Here is a 20,435-nt window from a genome sequence, read left to right as displayed (position 1 = left end):
GAACCAGACATGATCATTCCCCCACCCTCTAGTCGCATACGCGCATTCCGCTACCGGTCCCTAGGCCGACTGCCGACGCATGGACGGCCGCCGGTCCGGTGGACCGACCGGTGCTGGCGAACCGTCCGCCGCACCCGCGTGACACCATCAAGACGTGATCGACCTCGGCTATTCCCTCTCCCGCCGCTTTCCGGACCCTCCCCAGATGGACTACCGGACCGCGGACGTGCGCACCCTGCGGCACGACCTCTTCTGCGGCGACGTCTACATCGCCGACACCAAGGCGGACCGAGAACTGTCCACCGCCTGGGGATGGGTGCCGGTGCTCGACTTCGCCTGGGCGCTGTGCGACATCGTCGAGCAGCTCGACACCGACCCGCGCGGCAACCGCTCCGCCCGCCCCATCCACGCCGAGCTGGACTTCACCGAATCCAGCGACCGGATGCTCTTCGAGCGCCGCTTCGGGTGGGTGGACGTCGAGGCCGACTGGATGCCGGCCGAGGAGCCCCCGCTCACCTTCAACCACTCCGCACTGCGCCGCGAGGCCCGTGACTTTCTGCACGACCTGATCGCCGACCTCAGCGACATGCACGAGGGCCTCGGCGACAACCCGGCCATCTGGGACCTCCAGGCCCGCTTCCCGCGCGTCTGACCACAGCACCCCGCGGGGCCGAGGAACGAGCGCCACGCGCTCCCCGCCGTCGCCCCTCTCCCTGCTGTTCCCCTCTCTCCGTTCTCCCCGGCGTTCCCCCGTTCCCCACCGCTCCCCCTCACTCCACCCGTACCCCTATCTGCGCCGCGAACGCCGGTGCCAGATCGAGCAGTTGGGACGCGCTGATCACCGCGCCCGACAGCCGGTCGATCCCCCGCGCGATATCCACCGCGGCCGCCCCCCGCAGATCGACGTCCTTCATCCGCGCCCCGGTGAGATCCAGCCGCGCAAGGGTGCAGTCGTCGAACGTCACCCGCTCCAGCTCCGCACCCGAGAAATCCGCCTCGATCAACACGCACCCCTCGAAGGCGACATCCCGCAGCTTCGCCTGGCGCAGATTCGGAAAGTCGATCTTCCCGCCGCGCACCACGACCCGCTCCAGCACCGCGCCGTGCAGTTGCGTCCCGCCGAGCCGGGCGTCCGACACCTCCACATCACGCAGTGACGCCTCCGACAGGTTCGTCCCGACCCCGCGCACACCGCTCAGCACGCTGTCGATGATCCGCGCCCGGCTCAGCACCGTCTCGTCCAGCGCGCAGCGCCGCACCGCACAGTCCATGAAGCGCGCGCCACGCCCCTGCTGCCCCGCCCAGTCGGCGTCTGCGAACTCCAGCCCGTCGTAATCCCCCTCGGGCTCCAACTCCCCGCCGCCATACGGCGCCAGCTCCGGCAACCGCACCTCCGGTCGCCGCACCGCCCGCACCGTCCCCTTGCCGCGCCCTGCCACGCGATCACCGCCTTCCGCCCCGCTCGTGCCCTGCCGCAAGCCCGGTCAGCGCCTGCACACCCCATCGTGAACCACACCACTGACAATGCCCCTGAATTACCCTCTGACCTGCCGAAACACCCGATTCCTCGGATCGCGAGGGCGGCCTGCTCAGTGGACCGCGGGGTACGGCGTCCATCTGGCGGCGACCGGGTCGCGGCGCCCGGCGTCCTGAGCGAGGTGTCGTTCACCGGCGCCATCGAGGCGGTCTGGCCCGCCCTGGGTGCCGGCGTCACACGCCGGGTCCGGGCAGATGTTGACCTCAACCATCCTTGAGGTAGCAGAGTGACGGCAGTTGCCCGGTCCACGGACGGCAGCTGCCCCGCTCACGAACGGCAACCGCCCAGCTCAGGGACGGCAATTGCCCAGCCCGGCAGCGACCCGGCCCCCCCTCTCCCAAGGAGACGACACCGCCATGCACGCGATACGCCTGCACACCTTCGGCCCCGCAGAGAACCTCACCTACGAGACGGTCGAGGACCCCCGGCCAGGGCCCGGTGAGGTGCGAATCTCCGTGGCGGCGGCCGGCGTCCACCTCCTGGACACGGCTCTGCGCGCGGGTCAACAAGGCGGCGGGCCGGTGCCGGTTCCCGAGCTGCCGACCGTGCCGGGCCGGGAGATCGCCGGCATCGTCGACGCCCTCGGCGAGGGCACCGATCCCGCCTGGCTCGGCCGCCGCGTCGTCGCCCACCTGGGCATGGCCCCCGGCGGCTATGCCGAACTCGCCGTCGTGGCCGCCGACCGGCTGCACCCGGTCCCCGAGGGGCTCGACGCCGGCCAGGCCGTCGCCATGATCGGCACCGGTCGCACCACGATGGGCATCCTGCTCTTCGCCGGCCTCACCGCCGAGGACATCGCGATCGTCCCCGCGGCCGCCGGCGGCATCGGCTCGCTGCTCGTCCAGCACGCCAGGAACACCGGCGCGACGGTCATCGGTCTGGCCGGCGGCGCGGCCAAGGTGACACGGGTCCGCGAACTGGGCGCCGACCTCGCCGTCGACTACACCGACGGCGAATGGCCGTCCCTGGTACGGGACTTCCTCGACCACCGTGCGGCGCCCGGGGCCACCATCGTCTTCGACTCGGTCGGCGGCGCCCCCGGCCGCGCCGCCGTCGACCTCCTGGCCCGGGGCGGCCGGCACCTCGTCTTCGGCTGGTCGGCCGGCGGCCCGCTGGAGTTCGCGGACGGCGAGCCGGCGGCCCTCGGCATCACGTCCGAACAGGTCCTGGGCCCGCCCATGCTGGCCAAGGCGGGCGGCGACAACCCGATCCGCACCCTGGAGACGGCGGCGCTCGCCGAGGCGGCGGCCGGCCGGCTGGTCCCGGCGGTCCAGAGCTTCCCGCTGGCCGAGGCCGCCGCCGCCCATCGCGCCCTGGAGACCCGCGCCACCATGGGCAAGGTCGTGCTGGTGCCGTAAGGGTGGGGCGGGGAGTGACCGGCCGGACCGGCGGCCGGAACCGGGAGTGCGGTGGCCACACGGGCAGTCGGTCGTTCCACCGCAGGCCCCCATCCCCCGAAAGCCCCCTACCCCACCACCGCCATCTCCCTGGCCGTCTCGTTCAGCCGCCGCCCGCCGGACTCCGTACACGTCACGATGTCCTCGATCCGCACCCCGAACCGCCCCGGCAGATAGATCCCCGGTTCGATCGAGAAGCACATCCCCGGAACCAGCGGCAGATGCTCGCCCTCGACCATGTACGGCGGCTCGTGCGTGGTCACCCCGATGCCGTGCCCGGTCCGGTGGATGAAGTACTCGCCGTACCCCGCCGCCCTGATGACCTTCCTGGCGACGCGGTCGATCTCCTGGCACGCGACCCCCGGCCGAACCGCCTCGAACGCCGCCTGCTGCGCCTCCCGCACGATGTCGTGCACCTTGCGCTCCTCGGCGCCCGGCTCCCCGACGTGCACGGTCCGCGTCGTGTCCGACCCGTACCCGTCCTTCAGGCCCCCGAAGTCGAGCACGACCATGTCGCCGTCCTGGATGATCCGCTCGCCCGCCTCGTGGTGCGGATTCGCGCCGTTGGGGCCCGATCCCACGACCGTGAAGTCCACCTGGCTGTGCCCGTGCTTGGTCAGCATCCGGGCGAGGTCCGCCGCCACATCGGACTCCCGGCGCCCGGCGAAGCGCACGCCCAGGATCTCCTCGTACGTGGCGTCCGCGGCGGCCCCGGCCGCCGCCAGCCGCGCCACCTCGTGCGCATCCTTGACGGCGCGCAGCATCGGCAGCATCTCCGTCAGCGCGCCGTACGTGCTCCCCGGGAGCGAGCGCTGCAGGCCCAGCAGATGCATCGCCCAGGTGGAGTCCGACACCCCGTAACGCCCTTGCGGATCCAGCCACTTGGCGACCTGCGCATACGGGTCGATGCCATCGCTCCACCCGGACACGTCCACCGCCCCGGCCCCGGAGGACCGCTCCGCGTCGGGCCGCTCCAGTTCGGGCACCAGCAGCCGCGGCCGGTGTCCCGGCGCGATCACCAGCGCGGTCAGCCGTTCGGTGACGGCGGGCGGCCGGTATCCGCACAGCCATGTGAGATCCGGCCCCGGCGTCACAATCAGCCCGGCCAGCCCGGCATTGGCGGCCGACTGCCCCGCCCGCACCATGCGTCGCGCGTAGTCATCGCGTGTCATCGAAGTCACCATGCCGGCGAATCTACGCCGCGACGCCCCTCGCGGCCCGGCCAACGGCGCGCACCCCCGGCCCCGATCACTCCTCCAGCGCCGGGGCGGCGACGGCGAGGCAACGGGCCTGCCCGACCGGCGATTGGGGCGGGCCCGGTGCCTTTGTCCGTACGTGGCCGCACTTGGCTTCCCGTGCCTGCTCGCCCACCGCACACCGCACACCGCACGCCCCAGACAGAACACATCTATTCAAGTTTGACTAGTCTTCCCGTGGGCCATACCTTCTCTTGCGTAGTCACATTCGTCGAGTGCGCCGTCGAAGACCATGAGGAGCCTGCGTGACCTTTCTGCCCGACACGGGGTACGTCCCGACCGCCGAGGACCGCGCGAGCCTGGACGCCTGGTTCGTCGCGTACGACGCACAGAGCGCGAAGCGCAACGTTGAGCGCATGGCCGACATGGCCGTCTTCCCTCTCAACCTCGTGAGCGATGACGCAGCCGGCAACGGCCGTTCGGCGCAGTGGGACCGCGAGCAGTTCGTCGCGACGATGACGCATGTGATGGGTGACGGGGCCGAGGACATCACGTTCGAGTCCGCTCGGACGCCCGTCTTCCTCTCCCCCTCCATGGCCGTGGTCTTCACAGACTCGACCATGACCACGGAGGGCCGCACCCAGCAGCTGCGCTACGCCGACATTCTGATCAGGCGGGACGGGAAGTGGGCGTTCCAGACCATGATCCAGGGCGGCTGGGGCGACAACCTGTAGTGCCGCCCGCCGATCGCAGCGGCGGTCCCTCCGTAGGGGCCGGTTGCCGCGCTGGGCCGCCTCTGGCCCGAACCCCGCCCGTACCGTTCCTCGGTCTTTCGGTCGGGGGCTCTGCCTTTGGATAGAGGCGGTGTCGCTCCCAAGGAGTAGGGGCGCTTCGTACGGAGCCACCGATAATCGACGTTATGTCGTCCGGCGCTTCACCGGTCACCGAGAACCGCTCACCGAGAACCGCCCTGACCGAAACCTCTTCGCGGGGCCCGGAGAGGACGGGCGGCAGCTGTTGCGGGCCGTGGGCGAGGCGATTCTGGCCGGGGCGCTGGTGCTGCTCATCTACGGAAGATAGGCCAACTCCCCGGCGTCGCCTCGGTGCGCCCCACCGTGCACGGCGCGGCCACCCTGGCCGCCAAGGAAGGCCGCCCGGTCAACGCCGACAACAGCTCGCAGAACCTTGCCGCCAACTACCTGCCCGGCAAGGACGGCAAGGACGGCCACCACCCGCTGCAAGAAGGCCGCGGCCCCACCGCCGAAGGCGAGCTGGCCCTCGACGCCAAGACCGCCGAGAAGGCCGGCTACCGGATCGGCGACACCGTCCGCTTCGCCACCGACGGGCCGCCCTGGCCAAGAAGCTGGTCGGCATCGTCTCCACCGACGACCCGCGGATCACCGCCGGTGGCACCCTCACCCTCTTCGACACCCGAACCGCGCAGAGGCTGTTCCTCCACCCCGGCCAGTTCGACGAGATCGCGGTCGCGGCCAAGGACGGTACCGACGAGCGCACGCTGACCGACCAGGTGCGGGCGCTGCTCCCCGAGAACGGCGCCAGGGCCACCAGCGGCACCGACCTGGCCGCCGAGCAGTCCGCCCAGATCGCCGAGAACACCGGCTCCCTCACCAAGACGCTGCTGGTCTTCGCCGGAATCGCGCTGTTCGTCGGCGTGTTCATCATCGCCAACACCTTCACCATGCTCATCTCCCAGCGCAGCCGCGAGATCGCACTGATGCGGGCCGTGGGCGCCTCGCGCCGCCAGGTCGTACGCGCCGTCCTCATCGAGGCCGCCCTCCTCGGGCTCGGCGCCTCCGCCGCCGGATTCGCGCTCGGCCTCGGCATCGCCACCGCCATGCGCCCCCCTGCTCGACACGACCGGCGCCGGACTGCCCGACGGACCGCTGGTCATCACGCCCGCCGCCCCGCTGTCCTCGCTCGCGGTCGGCGTCGTCGTCACCGTGCTGGCCGCCTGGCTGCCGTCCCGCAAGGCCGCGAAGATCGCCCCCGTGGCGGCGCTCAGCAGCGTCGACCAGGCGCCGCCCGCCCGTGCCCTGGTGGTCCGCAACGTGCTCGGCACCCTGCTCACCGGCGCCGGGGTGCTGGTGATGCTGTACGTCTCCACGCTCACGACGAGCAAGGAGTCGAACCTGATGATCGCGATGCTCGGCTCCGCGCTGACCCTCGTCGGCGTGATCGTGCTGGCCCCGCTGCTCTCCCGGCCGCTGATCAATCTGGCCGGCAAGGTCACCACGCGCTGGTTCGGCGTCAGCGGCAAGCCGGCCAAGGAGAACGCGCTGCGCAACCCGCGCCGCACCGCCGCCACCGCCTCGGCGCTAATGATCGGGCTCACCCTGATCACCGGTCTGACCGTCGGCGGGCACTCCGCCCAGCGCGCCATGGACATCGAGGCCACCCAGGGGGCTGGCCGCCGACTACAAGGTCAACTACAGCTCCGCCCGCGGGCTCGACGCGGACATGGCCGGCAAGGTCGCCCGGGTGCCCGGGGTCGCGGCGGCCGCCCCCGTCACCTCGGCGCAGCTCGACACCCGCGGCAGGTCCGGCGTGATCACCGGTACGGACCCGGGGGCGTTCGGCAAGGCCGCCCCACTCGACTTCCGCGCCGGCTCGGTGCGCGACTTCCGCGCCGGCTCGGTGCGCGACATCGGCCCCGGGAGGATCGCGGTCTCCGACGCGTTCGCAGAGCAGGCCGGGCTGCACGTCGGCGACACCATCGATGCCGAGACGGGCTTCGGCATGGACACCGGCAAGGCCCGGAAGAAGAAGCTGACGGTCGTCGGCGTCTACGCCAAGACCCGCACCACCGACGACGCGCTGGGCACGCTCGCCGACGTGCTCCCGTACTCCGTGACGAAACAGCTCGACAAGCTGCTGGTCAAGGCCGAACCCGGCAAGGCACCGAGCCTTGAGCGGAAGATCCGTGCCGCGCTCGGCAACAGTCCGCTGCTGAAGGTCCAAAACCAGGAGCAGCTCATCAAGGAGAACAACGAGTCGATCACCACGGTCCTCACCATGATGAACGGGCTGCTCGGTATGGCCGTCGTCATCGCGATCCTCGGCGTCATCAACACCCTGGCCATGTCGGTCTTCGAGCGCACCCGCGAGATCGGGATGCTGCGGGCCATCGGCCTCGACCGCTCCGGGATCAAGCAGATGGTCCGGCCGGGGCCACCCTGCGGGCTGGACGCAGCTGACGCCAATGCTCACCAGCCCCGCGGAGGAGCCGTACGTCGGTGGCCGGTCGACGACCCTGCGTCGTTCGGCTGTCGACCCTACGTAGACGCTCCGTCCACTCTTTGAGTTTTCGCCGCCGCGGCGGAACCGCGGCGTTGGTCATCCCCTCTCACTGGGCGTCCGGCAGGGGACTTCTAAGCAATTAATGCGATTGGCACCGTCATGCGTGAATTCAGCCGAAGGGGCATGCTCGGACTCGGGCTGGGAGCGGCGGCACTGTCCGTCGCCGGCTGCTCCTCCTCCACCGAGTCGTCGGTATCCAGCAAGAGTGGCGCCGGGCCCGGGCAGAGCGCCCAGGCGAAGCCGATCGGCGACGGCTCGACCAGCTACACCGGCAAGCAGCCGAACCAGCCGCCCAAGCCGGAGAAGCTGGAGCCGGGCCAGAAGCCGCCGCAGTTCGTGGTCTTCTCCTGGGACGGGGCGGGCGAGGTGGGCAACGGCCTCTTCCCCCGGTTCCGCAAAATCGCCCGCGACCACAACGCCTCGATGACCTTCTTCCTCTCCGGGCTGTATTTGCTGCCCGAGTCGAAGAAGCGCCTGTACCGGCCGCCGAACAACCCCGTCGGCGCCTCCGCCATCGGCTACCTCACCGATGACCACATCAAGGAGACGCTGAAGAACCTGCGCGCGGCCTGGCTGGAAGGCCACGAGATAGGCACCCACTTCAACGGCCACTTCTGCGACGGCACCGGCTCGGTCGAGCACTGGACGCCCGCGCAGTGGGACTCCGAGATCGACCAGGCCATGGACTTCGTCACCAAGTGGCGTACGAACACCGGCTTCACCGACCTCGAACCGCTGCCGTTCGACTACGGCAAGGAGCTCGTCGGCGGCCGTACGCCCTGCCTGAAGGGCCAGGACAACCTGCTGCCGACCGCGAAGAAGCGCGGCTGGCGCTACGACGCCAGCTCCCCCGGCGGCCTCCAGGTCTGGCCCACCAAGAAGCAGGGCATCTGGGACCTCCCGCTCCAGGGAATGCCGTTCCCCGGCCGCTCCCAGGCAGTCCTTTCGATGGACTACAACATCCTGTACAACCAGTCGCAGAACTCCACCAAGGGCCCGCCGGCCAACTACCCGGCCTGGCGCAAGCAAGCCACCGACGCCTACATCGCCGGTTTCCAGCGGGCGTACGAGACGAACCGGGCCCCCTTCTTCGTCGGCAACCACTTCGAGCAGTGGAACGGCGGCATCTACATGGACGCCGTCGAGGAGGCGGTCAAGCACATGGCCGACGAGAAGCACAAGGACGTCCGGCTGGTCTCCTTCCGGCAGCTGTGCGACTGGCTCGACGCCCAGGACCCGCAGATCCTCGCCGACCTGCGCCTGCTCAACGTCGGCGCGAAGTTCACCGGACGCGGCTGACGGCCCGGACGGGGAGTCCGAGGCCGCCTAGAACCGCTCAGTTCTGCTGCCGTTCACAGCTGTTGATGTCAGCCGTTGATGTCAGCGGCATTCGTTGACAGGCTCGATGACGTCGGCCCAGACACGAGTGGACCAGGGGTTGCAGTCTCCAAGCCGCTCGGCGACCACGTCGTCAAGGAAGCGTGCGGCGGCGATCTCCAGAGCTTCTTGCTGCCACCAGAGGGAGTCGCATTCAGCGCACAGGGAGAAGGCCGCCCCATCGTCTTTGAAACGGTACGCACGGACCCACTCCTGATCGCAGCGCGGGCACTTCGGCAACGGAGCAGGCACACAGATCACACTACTTGCGAAGATGAGTGAGGCTTGGCGCGGTCGCCTCTGGATGCCACGGTTGCTGCACTTCCGTGCTGTACGGCAGTCGACCCGTGTGCCCCCACAACGGGGCCCGGCCTCTGCCCGATCACTTGGCGCCGTCGACCGTTTTCGGCTGTGGAGAGTCGACACCAGACGGCCCAGAGCCGGTGGTTCGGGCTGAGACTTTGAGCTGCCGGTACCCGACCAGCACACGAACCAAGATCACCGATATGACGGCGCCGACCACAGCGAGGGCGCCTCGTTCCCACCAAGTCACCTCGGGGCCTCGTGCAGCGAACGCCGCGATCAGCATGATGGGCCCCAAGAGGAGAAGGAAGAAGACCCGCCAGTTCGTCCACTGGGACCAGGACTCTCGCTGACGACCGTCAAGGCTCACTGGAAAGATCCAGGTGGCAAGTCGCATGGACGATGACGGCTTGGGTTTGTGTTGTCGGATCCCCGGCATGGAATCAAGTGTCCCAGATGGCGCAAATCGGAAGCCGACGCCTAAATGCTGATCTCCCTCTTCGTGAGACGGCCCAGCTCTGATGGGTGGTGTTCTTCGTGCGTGCGCGGCCACAGCCAGATCAGCATGACGATGGACGTCTCCACGCACGCGGCACAGGACACACAGCGGGAAGCGATCAGCCACATGGACCGGCCCTTGAAACGGCGGCTCAACCGGGATTGATCTCGACCAGCCGTCCCCGTTGATGTCACCCCTAGATGCCAGAAGCCCCAGGCCATCACCGGCCCGGGGCTTCTTCCCTGGTCAAGCTCAGAGCCCCCTGTCGGATTCGAACCGACGACCTTCGCTTTACAAGTGGGGTCGAATCCCTGATCGAAAGTGTTTGTCTCTGCCGGGTGGTGCTGTCCTCGCAGGTCAGCGCCGCCCGGCATGATGCTCGGTCCAGCTTGTGATGGCCCACACTCCACCGTCCGCTCACGCATCGCTCACGCGCAGCAGCTCCGCCGGCTGCCCCGTCCCCGCACCCCGAAACGGCGGCGCAGGCTTAAGGCGGTCGGCGGCGCCATCGTTCAGTAGCAGCATCACCGGTTTGCCTGAGCACCGCCTGGACGGGAGTACCTGGACGGGCGACGGGCGATCAGGGCTGGTTGAGATCGTCGGCGGTTCCATCGATGGCTGGGCCGCAGCAAGGGGGGAGGTGAGCGACAACCAGAGCGGCGGCGTCTTCGGCAGAATCCGCATCTCCGGCCAGCTGATGGTTTGAGCCTACGGGTTCATTCATCCGTACAACACGAAACCCTCCACCGGAGCGTGGGTAGATGGATGGCACGTCGTTCGTCCAAGGGAACTTGATGCATCGGCTGAAGTGCAGCGACCCATGGCTAATGTTCGGAAAAAGCATGCGGAGGCGAGGATTCGCGTAGGCCGCTTCGACCATGGCGTGGTCGATCAGCTCGTCGCTGGCCGCTCGCACTCTTTGCCATTTGATCGCCACAGCATCCGATTCCTGGCGTTCGACTTCACCTTGAGTCATATGCATACCTTATCGCGTCGCAATGTACGTTGCGAGGTCTACTCGCACCTGATTCGGCAGAATCATCGGCGGCGCCTTCCACTCGCTTGACCTTCCCTTGGAGGGAGGGGAATATCTGGTTCGAGGACATTAATCCTCTCATTAATTGCCGACCGCGCTCAACCGCCATTAGAAACGCTTCCTGGATGGCTTGAGGGGTGTTCCAATTCCGGATATCGCCATTACGATTGGGCATGCCATCGAGCGTGATGGACAGAGTGGTGCCCTGATCTCCCACCGCGGCCATGACATTGGGCATCCACACAGGGGTTCCGTTCACTCGGGTTATCGTCCACCCGGAGACCGGCGAAATAGCCTACTTCGGAAGAAACAAGAAAACCGGCGAGCACAACTACAATCAACTTATTCCTTACCCGTGGGCGAGGAGAAGGTAGGGCATGAGACGTGGATGAGTCCAGACTGACCGCTGCACTCTCCGAGGCAGGGCTGAATTTCTTGGGCATGGTTGACTCAACAACTCCGCTCATCCCCCAGCTCTTGCGGGCTTCGCCAATAGTTGCCCCGCGGAGAGCGTGGCCGATGTCGAATACTTGATGTCTGACGATCCGCAGTTCTTGGAAAAGGCAAATTCCGGATGGAATCGCCTGTCCCGGCAAGGTGGACTCTTCACAGAAGGCGTTCCAGAATTCCTCCTGGCAGTCAACTGCGCAGAACCCGACGAGCCTCACGTCTGGTGGTGGGCGAGGGTTCCATTGTCGGATCGGTGGGACATCGCGGGCACCGGCGCGGCCACCAGAATTCTCGGCAATGGGTCCGGCCATCCGACATTCGTCATGCTGTCGCTCGACGAAAACGCGATTGTGCGAGCACAACAAGGCGAAAAGTCCACCAAGTTCGTGCTCGTACGCGAGCCTCATCGTGTCCAGTTTTTCCGACAGCACGGTGAGTGGATGGCCGGACGGCCTCGGACAGGGCAGTTCGTCCGCACCGCCATCGAAGCTGGCTTGCCGCCACATCGGAATGACCTAGATGCCTTGAGTCCGAAGTCTTCGTGCCTCAGACTGCGCTTGATATGCGCACCCGGCGGACCGCTGATCACCTGAGCCCTGGCCAACCCCCAAAGCCGACGAACGCGAAGTCCTCGCCGGCATGCTCACAAGCGATCCGGACCTGCTGACCACCCGTCCCCGGCAGACGGTCATCGGCGGGGTACGTCTTCAAGCACCGGCCAGCACCTGCTCAAGCCCATCCGCCAGCTCTTCAAGTCCGTCAACGACACCTCCAAAGGCCAGCTCGACCTCGATCGCCATGGCGCCAGGACCCCAACCAGGGTCCTGGCCCGCGTCAGACAGCGAGTCCTGGCACTGACCGCAGCGATCTGGCACAACCGGGCCAACGCAACACCAGTCACCCGATCAATCATGGGCTCAAGCCGCACCTGGTGGACACAAGCTCTCGAAAGATCCGCAGTTCATCGAGAAGGTCCGCGACGCCGTCGGCCTGTACATGGCACCGCCCGAGCACGCACTGGTGCTGTGCGTGGACGAGAAGACACAGATCCAGGCGCTGGACCGCTCTCAGCCGGTACTGCCGATGATGCCGGGCATGCCCCCGAGCGCCGCACCCACGACTACGTGCGCGGCGGGGTGACCACCCTGTTCGCCGCGCTGAACACCGCCACCCGCGAGGTGATCGGGCAGATCCACCGCCGGCACCGCGCCGTGGAGTTCAAGAAGTTCCTCTCCCCTATCGACAATGAAGTCCCCACTGAGCTCGATGTCCACCTGATCTGCGACAACGCCTCCGCCCACAAGCCCCCGCCATCCAGCGATGGCTGGCCGCCCACCCTCGCTTCCACGTGCACCTCACCCCCACCAGCAGCTCCTGGCTCAACCAGGTCGAGAGGTGGTTCGCCCTCCTGGCGACCAAGCAGACACGACGAGGCGTCCACAAGAATGTGCAGGCCCTGGAACGGGACATCCGCACCTGGAGCGAAGGCCCCAAGCCCTTCGTCTGGCCGAAGACCGCAGACGAGATCCTCGAACGCCTCGCCGGATATCTGAACCGAATCCCCGACTCAAAGCACTAGCGCGGTGACCGCGAAGGTTCGTCCGATTGGTGGTTGGACGGTCGGTAGCGTCCGTCCAACCTTCGGGCGGTCTGGCGGCCGGGCCTGTGCGGGTACACAGACTGGCTGACCAGGAAAGGCAGAAGTGCAGCAGATCGTCTGGAGCCGAAACCGTAGAGCGCACGGTGCGGGAGAATCCGCCGCTGAGCGCGGCCCTCGTGTCCCATCCGCTCACGCAGGCGCACGCAAACGGCCCCGGACGAGGAGTCCGAGGCCGCATAGAGCGCCTCCCTGAGGAGAAACCCCAGGTCAGCGCGTCATGCTCAGAGCCCCCTGTCGGATTCGAACCGACGACCTTCGCTTTACAAGAGCGGTGCTCTGGCCAGCTGAGCTAAGGAGGCGTGCGTGGAGAAGTGTACCCAGGCGCGCCGGATGCCGGTCGCATAATCTCGTGACCGCCGCGCTACTGACATCAGGCCCCCGCCCAGGTAGCGTCGCGCACAGTCCACAGCTGCGGACTACATCACTCCTTTTACTCGGATCGTCCGGCACGTTCCTGCCGGTGAAGGGACACATCACCATGGCTACGGTCACGTATGACCAGGCAACCCGCGTCTACCCGGGTGCCGACAAGCCCGCCGTCGACAAGCTCGACATCGCCATCGAGGACGGTGAATTCCTCGTTCTCGTCGGGCCCTCGGGCTGCGGCAAGTCCACGTCGCTGCGCATGCTCGCGGGGCTGGAGGACGTCGACGGCGGTGCCATCCGCATCGGGGACCGCGATGTCACCCACCTTCCGCCCAAGGACCGGGACATCGCGATGGTGTTCCAGAACTACGCGCTCTACCCGCATATGACGGTCGCCGACAACATGGGCTTCGCGCTCAAGATCGCGGGTGTCAACAAGGCCGAGATCCGGCAGAAGGTCGAGGACGCGGCCAAGATCCTGGATCTCACGGAGTACCTGGGGCGCAAGCCGAAGGCGCTGTCCGGTGGTCAGCGGCAGCGTGTGGCCATGGGCCGGGCGATCGTCCGGGAGCCGCAGGTCTTCCTCATGGACGAGCCGCTGTCCAACCTGGACGCCAAGCTCCGCGTGCAGACCCGTACGCAGATCGCGGGCCTGCAGCGCCGCCTGGGCATCACGACCGTCTACGTCACCCACGACCAGGTCGAGGCCATGACGATGGGCGACCGCGTCGCCGTCCTCAAGGACGGTCTGCTGCAGCAGATCGACTCGCCGCGGAACATGTACGACCGCCCGGCGAACCTGTTCGTCGCCGGCTTCATCGGCTCGCCCGCGATGAACCTGATCGAGGTTCCGATCACCGACGGCGGCGTGAAGTTCGGCAACAGCGTCGTTCCGGTGAACCGCGAGGCGCTGGCCGCCGCGGGTGAGAAGGGCGACCGGACGGTGACCGTCGGCGTGCGCCCGGAGCACTTCGAGATCGTCGAGCAGAACGGCGCCGCCGCGAAGTCGCTGTCCAAGGAGACGGCGGACGCGCCGGCCGGCCTGGCCGTCACGGTCAATGTCGTCGAGGAGCTCGGCGCCGACGGCTATGTCTACGGCACCGTCGAGGTCGGCGGCGAGGTCAAGGACCTCGTCGTCCGGGTCAACGGCCGCCAGGTGCCGGAGAAGGGCACCCAGCTGCACGTCGTGCCGCGACCGGGCGAGACCCATGTGTTCTCGACGTCGACGGGCGAGCGGCTCTCGGACTGACGGGCTGACGATCGGCAAGGGCGCGGGGCGGCGGTACGGCGCCCCGCGCCCTTGCCGTAACCCGCGGAAGGCCTGGCGGCACTTGGCGGGATTGGCGGCACCGGTGGGCCTCAGCTATCCCCGCGTGGCCATGCCAGGGCCTCGACAGGGCCTCGCCGGCGCGCACCACGGCGCCCGCCCACATTCCGCCGGTTCCCCGGCACCCTCACCAGGGCAGAACAGAGCGAATCTTTCCGGCTTTTCGTACCAGTGCGTCAACATCACAACCGCACCGACGAGCCATTCTGTCCCCCGATAAGGTGACCAAATGTCGCCAAATCATCACTCCTCGCTACCATCGCGACCGTGAACTCCGCAGCCCGCCGCATCGGCCGAACTCTCGCCCTCGTACTCCCCGTCGTCCTCGTCCTCTCCGGGACTCTCGCGGTGACCCGCGTCCCGTGGGCATCGACGAACACCGAGTCCCAGGTGCTGACCGCATCCTCGTCCACGTCCTCGGGGAAGGCTTCCACCAAGGCCGCCCCTCGAACCCCCCAGGCTGATCTTCGCGACCAGCTCCTCGTCGAACTTCAGGAGAGGAATCCCGGCGCCGCCCTGACCCATCTCCAGAAGGCGATCACCGAGCGGCCGTCCCTGGCCAAGCACTGCGCCTCCATCGCCCGCGACCTCGGCCGCGCCGCGGTCGCCAAGTACAGCGGCGCCACGCACCGTGCCCAGGCCTGGTCCCGTCCCGTGTGCGACACCTCCTTCGCCAGCGGCGTCGCCGGCGCACAGTGACATCGGCTCGCACCGCATAGGGTGCGAAACATGACAGGCGCCCCACACCCGTACCCCACGCAGGCCGTGATCCTGGCCGGCGGCCAGGGCTCGCGTCTCCGCCCCTACACCGATGACCGACCCAAGCCGATGGTCGAGATTCCCGGTACCGGAACCCCGATCATCGGCCATCAGCTGAACTGGCTGGCCGAGGAAGGCGTCACCGACGCCGTCATCTCCTGCGGCCACCTCGCCGAGGTCCTCCAGGACTGGCTGGACGGGACCCAACTGCCCTTGCGCATCACGACCGTTATCGAAACGGAGCCGCTGGGCCGCGGCGGCGGCCTCAAGTACGCCGCCGCCTCCCTCCCCCGCCCGGACGAGGCCTGGTACGCCACCAACGGCGACATCTGGACCCGCTTCCCGCTCCGCGAGATGGCCGCCTTCCACGACGAACGCGACGCCGAGGCCACCCTCGCGCTCGCCCGCCCACGCATCCCGTGGGGCGCCGTCGAGACCGACGCGTTCGGGCATGTGCTGGACTTCATCGAGTCGCCGCCCTCGCCGTATCTCATCAACGCGGGCGTCTACGTCTTCTCCGCCGCTTTCACGGATCTGCTGCCCACCCGCGGCGACCACGAGCGCACCACCTTCCCGCGCCTCGCCCGGGAACGCCGGCTGGCCGGCTACCCGCTCCCGCACGGGGCCTACTGGCGCGCCATCGACACCGCCAAGGACCTCACCGAAGCAGCCAAGGAACTGGGCGTGGAAGGGCGTTGAGCCGCCCTCAGCGGGCCGACCCACCGCCGTCGGCCCCCTGCGCCACCCCGGCCCGCTCGGCCCCCGCACGCACCCCCTGAGCGCCCCGCGCCCCCACACGGCACCCACACACGACTGTCCCCGACCACCAGAGGCGATCGAGGACAGTCAGGGTGCCGGCAGGGCACCGGCGCTCTCCGGAAGCGTCAGCCCAGGAGCCCGCCCAAGGTGCTCCCCCGGCCGGAGTCGTCTCCGGAGCTGGTGCTCTCGCTCGTGCCGCCGGTGGTGCCACCGCCGGTGCCGCCGCCCGACGAGGGCTTCGCCCGGGTCGGCGCCGGGGCCCGGGTCGGTGCCGTCTGCGGCGCGCTGGTGGTCGCGCCGGGCTGCTGCGCGATGCCGCTGGCGCTGCCGGACGGGGTGCCGGACGCCGAGGCGGACGGCCTGCCCGCCTTGCCGGTCTTGCGCGAGGCGCCCGCGGACGGCGTCCCGGGGCGGTGCGAAGCGCTGCCGACGTGCGTTTGGCCGGGCCGGGTGCCGCTCTTGCCGGGGCGGGGCAGCGGCGAACCGGGCAGGTTGTTGATCGCCGGCTCGCCGGGCCGCGGTACGGGCGCGACCGTCGCGGACCGTACGGCGCCGCCGAGCAGCGAGCCGATCAGCAGGGTCAGGCCGGCCACCACCGCGGTCATCGCGGCGCCGCGGCGCAGCACCCGGCGCCGCAGCTCGACGACCTCGACCCGCGGGCCGAGCCGCCGCCAGGCCTCGCCGGCCAGCCGGGCGTCCATGGAGTAGACCGGGGCGCCCGCGATGATCAGCGGGCTCCAGGCGGCGAGGTAGATGATGTCGGGGGCGTCGTAGGCGGGGACGGTGCGCCAGCTGACGGTCATCAGCAGCGCCGCGGAGAGCAGCGTGCCGAAGGAGGCGGCGAGGCGCTGCCACAGTCCGCAGATGGTCAGGACGCCGACGACGACCTGGAGGAAGGCGACGGTCAGACCGGCGCCGACAGGGTGCGAGACGGCGAAGTCGCGCAGCGGCACGGCGAGCGCCCAGGGGTCGAGCGACTGCAGCCACTTGACCATCGAGCCGCGCTCGCCGCCGTCGAAGTAGACGGGGTCGCAGAGCTTGCCCATGCCGGCGTAGACGGAGATCAGGCCGAGGAAGATGCGCAGGGGGAGAAGGACGACGCCGAGGTTCATGCGGCGGCCCGGGTAGTACGCGTGCCGAACGCTGTCGGCGCCGCGCCGCCTGGCCCCGGCCTCGTAGTCGTCCCGCGCATCGAACCGGTCGTCGTCGTATCCGCCGTCGTGGCCACCGTCGTCGCCGTGGCCACTCTCGCCGTACGTGTTGTCGCCGTACGCGCTGCCCACGGGGCGTACGCCGCGCAGCAGGGGGGTCTCGGACTCGGTGGGGCGGCGCTGGCCGATCACGGTCGAGGCGGGGGCGTCGTCGAGACGGACCCGGGGCAGGACCTGGGTCGTGCCGACGTCGGTGTCCTCGCCGTGACCGCTGTCGAGGCCGCTGTCGAGGCCGCTGTCGAGGCCGATACCCGAATTCCGTACCGCGAAAAGGAGTTCGGTGGTGGCGCCGGCCGAGCGTCCCGGTTCCGTGCGGCCGCTCCACACCACGGGCGCCCGGCGCCTGGCACCGGCGGAGCCCCGGATGACGGGGACGCGCGCGGTGTTCGCCATGTTGTGGCTCACGACAGGCGCGGCGAGCTGTACACGGAAGCTGGCGTGGTTGACGATGACCTGAGCGGGATCGCACGGCACCTTGACCGAGCTCAAGACCGCCTCGTCATCGAAGCCCGGCGAGCGTCCCCCCGTAGGTGTGCGGGGTGTTCTGGTGTCCACGCTCATCTAACCGAGTGACTCGCGGTTAGGACACTGCCTCGAACGGCTAGATCTGTCCGAGACCCGTCAAAAGATCACGGGATACGGCGATGACATACGGAACGTCAGGCTTTGCCCCGGGCTGCGGTCTGTCGCCTCCCCGCCCGGGGCCACCTCGCTCGCTCAGGAGCGGCGGCGCGCCGCCTCCCACAGGACCACACCGGCCGCGACACCGGCGTTCAGCGACTCCGCACCGCCCGGCATCGGGATCCGCACCCGTACGTCACAGGTCTCGCCGACCAGCCGCGACAGGCCCTTGCCCTCACTGCCGACCACGATGACGACCGGGCCGTTCAGCGCCTCGACGTCCTGAAGCTCCATCTCGCCGTCCGCGGCCAGACCGACGACCAGGAGACCGGCCTTCTGGTAGGCCTCCAGGGTCCGGGTCAGGTTCGTGGCGCGCGCGACCGGCGTACGGGCCGCGGTGCCCGCCGAGGTCTTCCACGCACCGGCCGTCATCCCGGCCGCCCGGCGCTCCGGCACGACCACGCCATGGCCGCCGAAGGCACACACGGAGCGGACGACGGCACCGAGGTTGCGCGGGTCGGTGACCCCGTCGAGCGCCACGATCAGCGGGTCGACGCCCTCGTCGAAGGCGGCCGCGGCCAGGTCCTCGGGGTGCGCGTAGTCGTACGGCGGCACCTGAAGGACCAGACCCTGGTGGTTGAGGCCGTTGGTCATCCGGTCCAGCTCGGGGCGCGGCGCCTCCATCAGATTGATGTTGCCGCGCGCCGTGGCGAGCTGCAGCGCCTCACGCACCCGCTCGTCGGAGTCGATGAACTGCTGGACGTAGAGAGTGGTCGCGGGCACACCGTCGCGCAGCGCCTCGAAGACCGGGTTACGGCCGACGACGAGCTCGGAGGTGCCCTTCGCGCCGCCGCGCCGCGGGGCGGGCCGGCGGGCGGCCGCCTGCTTCGCCTTGGCGTTGGCGATGCGGTTCTTGACATGCCCCTTGCGTGCGGAGGCGGGCGGGGTCGGCCCCTTGCCCTCCAGGCCCCGGCGCCGCTTACCGCCACTGCCGATCTGCGCGCCCTTCTTGCCGGATGCGCGGCGGTTACTGCCTTGGCTGTTGCCGGCCATGGGTCACCTGTTTCCTCACTGCTCTCGACGTCTCGCGACGTGGAGTGGATACGTACGTATGGATTGAGTGTCGCCCGCGGCCACCGGGAAGGGCGAATCCGGGCGGCGGCCGCGGCTCACGACGGGGGCGGGACGGCGGTCACGACACGCACTCGGGCGGATGTCATGACAGCGACCAGCGCGGGCCGGACGGGGTGTCCTCGATGGCGAGACCGGACTGCTGGAGCTGGTCACGGATGGCGTCGGCGGTGGCGTAGTCCTTGCGCGCACGGGCCGCCTGCCGCTGGTCCAGGACGAGCCGTACGAGAGAGTCCACCACGCCGTGCAGATCCGCGCCGCGCTCCGCCTCGCCGCCCGCCCAGCGCTCGTCGAGCGGGTCGAGGCCGAGCACACCGAGCATCGCCCGCAGCTCGGCGAGCCGGGCCACCGCCGACTCCTTGTCGTCGGCCGTCAGCGCGGAATTGCCCTGCCGGACGGTGGTGTGCACGATCGCCAGCGCCTGCGGCACACCCAGGTCATCGTCCATCGCCTCGGCGAAGGCCGGCGGCACCTCGGGCGCCGGCTCGACGACCCCCGCCTTCTCGACGGCCCTCTGGACGAAGCCCTCGATCCGCGCGAACGCCGACTCGGCCTCGCGCAGCGCTTCCTCGCTGTACTCGATCATCGAGCGGTAGTGCGGGGTGCCCAGGTAGTAGCGCAGCACGATCGGGCGCCAGCGCTTGACCATCTCGGAGACCAGCACGGAGTTGCCCAGCGACTTGGACATCTTCTCGCCGCTCATGGTCACCCAGGCGTTGTGCGACCAGTAGGCGGCGAAGTCGTCGCCGAAGGCCTTGGCCTGCGCGATCTCGTTCTCGTGGTGTGGGAAGACGAGGTCGACGCCGCCGCCGTGGATGTCGAAGGCGGTGCCCAGGTACTTGTGGGCCATCGCCGAGCACTCCAGATGCCAGCCGGGCCGGCCGCGGCCCCAGGGGGTCTCCCAGCTGGGCTCGCCGTCCCTCGCCGCCTTCCACATGGCGAAGTCGCGCGGGTCCCGCTTGCCGGTCTCGCCCTCGCCGGACGGCTGCAGGAGATTGTCCAACTCCTGGTTGGACAGCTCCAGATAGCCGGGGAAGGACTTCACATCGAAGTAGACATTGCCGTCGGCGGCGTAGGCGTGGCCGCGCTCGATCAGGCCGCGCATCATCTCGACCATCTCCGGGACATGGCCGGTGGCGCGCGGTTCGTAGGTCGGGCGCAGGCAGCCGAGGGCGTCGTACGCCGTGTTGAAGGCGACCTCGTTCTCGTAGCCGATCGACCACCACGGGCGGCCCTGCTCGGCCGACTTCGTGATGATCTTGTCGTCGATGTCCGTCACATTGCGCACGAACGTCACGTCATAGCCGCGGTAGTCGAACCAGCGGCGCATGATGTCGAAGTTCAGTCCCGACCTGATGTGCCCGATATGCGGGGCGGCCTGCACGGTCGCGCCACACAGGTAGATCGAGACACAGCCCGGCTTGAGCGGGGTGAAATCGCGAATCTGCCGGGCGCTGGTGTCGTACAGGCGAATCGTCACGGAACCAG

General features: G+C 69.0%; 17 protein-coding genes, 1 tRNA gene and 3 pseudogenes. 13 read left to right on the top strand and 8 right to left on the bottom strand.

All coding sequences use genetic code 11. The annotated features are described in order from the left end of the window. Positions 1-154: 154 nt before the first annotated feature. The gene (locus AB0I10_RS14905; protein WP_363152841.1) at positions 155-652 is read left to right on the top strand and encodes a hypothetical protein; all 498 of its coding nucleotides are present in this window, start codon (positions 155-157) and stop codon (positions 650-652) included. 118 nt (positions 653-770) lie between these two features. On the opposite strand, the gene AB0I10_RS14900 is transcribed toward AB0I10_RS14905, so the two are convergent. Further along, entirely contained in the window at positions 771-1,415 is a 645-nt protein-coding gene (locus tag AB0I10_RS14900) for a pentapeptide repeat-containing protein (RefSeq protein ID WP_363152861.1), read from the bottom strand. Between the two features lie 207 nt (positions 1,416-1,622). On the opposite strand from AB0I10_RS14900, the pseudogene AB0I10_RS14895 reads away from it, so the two are divergent. Continuing rightward, a pseudogene (locus AB0I10_RS14895) lies at positions 1,623-1,754 on the top strand (FAD-dependent oxidoreductase); the annotation flags it as partial. A 139-nt stretch (positions 1,755-1,893) separates the two neighbouring features. Beyond that, positions 1,894-2,895 (top strand): zinc-binding dehydrogenase, encoded by a 1,002-nt coding sequence (locus AB0I10_RS14890; protein WP_363152840.1) that lies wholly within the window; start codon positions 1,894-1,896, stop codon positions 2,893-2,895. A gap of 107 nt (positions 2,896-3,002) precedes the next feature. Here AB0I10_RS14890 and AB0I10_RS14885 read toward each other — a convergent pair whose 3' ends face one another. After that, positions 3,003-4,106, bottom strand: coding sequence for an aminopeptidase P family protein (locus AB0I10_RS14885; RefSeq protein WP_363152839.1), 1,104 nt, complete (start codon positions 4,104-4,106; stop codon positions 3,003-3,005). A gap of 329 nt (positions 4,107-4,435) precedes the next feature. Between AB0I10_RS14885 and AB0I10_RS14880 the strand changes: the two genes are divergently transcribed. The 4 genes from AB0I10_RS14880 (at position 4,436) to AB0I10_RS14865 (ending at position 8,747) form a co-directional block, all read left to right on the top strand. After that, positions 4,436-4,864, top strand: a complete 429-nt coding sequence (locus tag AB0I10_RS14880; protein WP_363152838.1) for a nuclear transport factor 2 family protein — start codon at positions 4,436-4,438, stop codon at positions 4,862-4,864. Positions 4,865-5,049: 185 nt separating this feature from the next. Next, positions 5,050-6,699, top strand: coding sequence for an ABC transporter permease (locus AB0I10_RS14875; protein WP_363152860.1), 1,650 nt, complete (start codon positions 5,050-5,052; stop codon positions 6,697-6,699). Further along, positions 6,609-7,451 (top strand): ABC transporter permease, encoded by an 843-nt coding sequence (locus tag AB0I10_RS14870; RefSeq protein WP_363152837.1) that lies wholly within the window; start codon positions 6,609-6,611, stop codon positions 7,449-7,451. The genes AB0I10_RS14875 and AB0I10_RS14870 overlap by 91 nt, the downstream gene beginning before the upstream one ends. 96 nt (positions 7,452-7,547) lie before the next feature. Further along, positions 7,548-8,747, top strand: a complete 1,200-nt coding sequence (locus tag AB0I10_RS14865) for a hypothetical protein (protein WP_363152836.1) — start codon at positions 7,548-7,550, stop codon at positions 8,745-8,747. 81 nt (positions 8,748-8,828) lie between these two features. Here the strand turns inward: AB0I10_RS14865 and AB0I10_RS14860 are convergent, their stop codons facing one another. Continuing rightward, a complete protein-coding gene (locus AB0I10_RS14860) occupies positions 8,829-9,077 on the bottom strand; it encodes a hypothetical protein (protein ID WP_363152835.1) in 249 nt (82 codons plus the stop codon). Between the two features lie 592 nt (positions 9,078-9,669). Here AB0I10_RS14860 and AB0I10_RS14855 point away from each other — a divergent pair. Continuing rightward, positions 9,670-9,792: pseudogene (locus AB0I10_RS14855) on the top strand (site-specific integrase); the annotation flags it as partial. Between the two features lie 415 nt (positions 9,793-10,207). Here AB0I10_RS14855 and AB0I10_RS14850 read toward each other — a convergent pair. Then, positions 10,208-10,603: a DUF6193 family natural product biosynthesis protein gene (locus tag AB0I10_RS14850; protein ID WP_363152834.1), complete on the bottom strand. Its 396-nt coding sequence runs from the start codon at positions 10,601-10,603 to the stop codon at positions 10,208-10,210. Between the two features lie 572 nt (positions 10,604-11,175). On the opposite strand from AB0I10_RS14850, the gene AB0I10_RS14845 reads away from it, so the two are divergent. Together AB0I10_RS14845 and AB0I10_RS14840 are read left to right on the top strand one after the other, a co-directional pair. Then, complete coding sequence (locus tag AB0I10_RS14845; protein ID WP_363152832.1) at positions 11,176-11,706, top strand: hypothetical protein; 531 nt, start codon at positions 11,176-11,178, stop codon at positions 11,704-11,706. A gap of 346 nt (positions 11,707-12,052) precedes the next feature. Continuing rightward, positions 12,053-12,692: pseudogene (locus AB0I10_RS14840) on the top strand (IS630 family transposase); the annotation flags it as partial. Between the two features lie 306 nt (positions 12,693-12,998). Here AB0I10_RS14840 and AB0I10_RS14835 read toward each other — a convergent pair. Further along, positions 12,999-13,072 (bottom strand) — tRNA-Thr (locus AB0I10_RS14835). Between the two features lie 179 nt (positions 13,073-13,251). On the opposite strand from AB0I10_RS14835, the gene ugpC reads away from it, so the two are divergent. The 3 genes from ugpC (at position 13,252) to AB0I10_RS14820 (ending at position 15,924) form a co-directional block, all read left to right on the top strand. Beyond that, on the top strand, positions 13,252-14,388 hold the full coding sequence (gene ugpC, locus AB0I10_RS14830) for a sn-glycerol-3-phosphate ABC transporter ATP-binding protein UgpC (protein WP_363152831.1): 1,137 nt from the start codon (positions 13,252-13,254) through the stop codon (positions 14,386-14,388). Positions 14,389-14,733: 345 nt separating this feature from the next. Further along, complete coding sequence (locus AB0I10_RS14825; protein WP_363152830.1) at positions 14,734-15,165, top strand: hypothetical protein; 432 nt, start codon at positions 14,734-14,736, stop codon at positions 15,163-15,165. Between the two features lie 30 nt (positions 15,166-15,195). Further along, entirely contained in the window at positions 15,196-15,924 is a 729-nt protein-coding gene (locus AB0I10_RS14820) for a nucleotidyltransferase family protein (protein WP_363152829.1), read from the top strand. A gap of 185 nt (positions 15,925-16,109) precedes the next feature. Here AB0I10_RS14820 and AB0I10_RS14815 read toward each other — a convergent pair whose 3' ends face one another. From AB0I10_RS14815 to cysS, 3 genes are all read right to left on the bottom strand, one after another. Continuing rightward, on the bottom strand, positions 16,110-17,756 hold the full coding sequence (locus AB0I10_RS14815; RefSeq protein WP_363152828.1) for a DoxX family membrane protein: 1,647 nt from the start codon (positions 17,754-17,756) through the stop codon (positions 16,110-16,112). A 156-nt stretch (positions 17,757-17,912) separates the two neighbouring features. Beyond that, complete coding sequence (gene rlmB, locus AB0I10_RS14810) at positions 17,913-18,869, bottom strand: 23S rRNA (guanosine(2251)-2'-O)-methyltransferase RlmB (protein WP_363152827.1); 957 nt, start codon at positions 18,867-18,869, stop codon at positions 17,913-17,915. Between the two features lie 163 nt (positions 18,870-19,032). Next, positions 19,033-20,427, bottom strand: a complete 1,395-nt coding sequence (gene cysS, locus AB0I10_RS14805) for a cysteine--tRNA ligase (protein WP_363152826.1) — start codon at positions 20,425-20,427, stop codon at positions 19,033-19,035. Positions 20,428-20,435 lie beyond the last annotated feature (8 nt).

This window comes from Streptomyces sp. NPDC050636, assembly GCF_040654775.1.
Lineage (GTDB): Bacteria > Actinomycetota > Actinomycetes > Streptomycetales > Streptomycetaceae > Streptomyces.
The sequence above is the reverse complement of the archived record's forward strand: the minus strand, read 5'-3'. Positions and strand labels throughout refer to the sequence as shown.